A 1,572-nucleotide genomic window follows, 5' to 3' on the forward strand; every position below is an offset into this window, starting at 1 on the left:
AAGCTGCCCTTGGTGTAGTCGAAGGTGAGGTCGCCGCGCAGATAGTCGGTGAAATTGTAGCCGACGCCGGCCGATCCCGACCAGTCGCTGTCGATCGAGGAGGTGCCGAAGGCCCCGGTCGAATAGCTCACGGGCGGGCCGGCGCTGAAGATCGAGTACCGGGTCGCCGCCCCGCGGGTTTCCACCGAATAGCCGAGGTCGCCGCGCAGGTACCAGCCCGAGCCGATTTCCACCGGCTGGGTCATGGGCAGTTCCGGCGCATAGATGACCTGGTCGAGGTCCGCGGCCTGTGCCGACGCTGCGAGCCCGGTGAAGACGACGATGCAGGACGTCGCAGCAATTCGCATTAACATAGCCGATTTCCTTCTCAAGATCCGGGCTGCCCGAGGGCGCTGTGGATGGGTGTGAAGGCAACTATGACGGCGACTGGTTAAGCTGCGGTTAAGCATGTCCATTAACCATGATCTTTGCGCCGGCAGGGAAAGCCGCCGCCCCCGCTGCGGCGTCCGGACAAGACAAAGCCGCCCGGACGTTAGTCCGGGCGGCTTCGTGGGAGGACGGATGCTGGGGCCGAGGCGAAAGCCTATTTGTAGACGGCCGGCATGATCGGCGCAGGCTCGATGTAGACTTCTTCCTGGGCGCAGCCGCCGAAGCCGTAGCGAAGACCGCCGCGGACCTCATGCGAGGTGATGTCCTTGTGGTAGCCCTGGTAGCCGTTGCTGGTCAGGCTCTTGAACATGGCGCCGCCGGCGATGTTGCGGTAGCGGTAGCCGACATCGGCCTTGAGGTTGCAGGTCAGGTCGATCGAGGCGCCGGCCATCAGCGCGTAGGTGAAGCGCCATCCGGCGGCCCCGCCATGGTAATCGGTGGGGGCGCAGCCGGCGCCGCTGTCGGCGCAGGCGGTGTTGCGGAGGGTGTCCCACTTGACCCGCGTGCCGCCGATGCCGGCGCCGCCGTAGAGGGTGAAGCGGCCGCGCTTGTAGAGGTCGACATAGGCGTTGGCGAGCAGGCTGAGCCCGGAGACCGACGACAGGTCGGTCGAGGTGCAGGGGCCGGCGCAGACGCCCGCCACGGCGCCGCCGCCCCGGGTCGAGCCCTTGAAGTCGGCCTTGCTGAAATAGTCGAGCGTCACATCCGTGCGCAACTGGTGATTGATCTGGTAGCCGACACCGCCGCCGACGGTGTAGGACGAGCGCAGCTTGGTGGTGGTGAAGGGCGCATAGGTGCCCAGACCGCCCTGGAAGAATTCGGCGCCCTTGAGCTTGTTCCAGGAATAGCCGACATCGCCGCGCAGATACCACCCACCGGCTGCCGCGACCGGCTGCGGCGCTTCGTAGATCGGCGCCTCGATGATCGGAGGGGGCATGATGTCAGCGGCTGCGGCCGATCCAACACCGGCAAACACCATGGCCGTGGCAGCCAGGAAGATCTTTCTCATGGTAGACTCCATCGTCGGGACAGGCGCTGTCGCTGGTTCGGGGACAAGACGCTTTTTGGTTCGGAATGGAGAATGACCGATAAAAGTTAAAGCACGCTTAACCACGTCTATTTACCACGAATCCGCCGCAATCG

At 64.8% G+C, this 1,572-nt stretch carries 1 protein-coding gene and 1 pseudogene; both read right to left on the reverse strand.

All coding sequences use genetic code 11. From position 1 onward, the window contains the following. Positions 1-353: pseudogene (locus tag LL06_RS25580) on the reverse strand (porin family protein); the annotation flags it as partial. Between the two features lie 230 nt (positions 354-583). After that, positions 584-1,438 (reverse strand): outer membrane protein, encoded by an 855-nt coding sequence (locus LL06_RS25585; protein WP_035533780.1) that lies wholly within the window; start codon positions 1,436-1,438, stop codon positions 584-586. Positions 1,439-1,572: the final 134 nt, after the last annotated feature.

Source organism: Hoeflea sp. BAL378, assembly GCF_000759435.1.
Classification (GTDB): domain Bacteria; phylum Pseudomonadota; class Alphaproteobacteria; order Rhizobiales; family Rhizobiaceae; genus Hoeflea.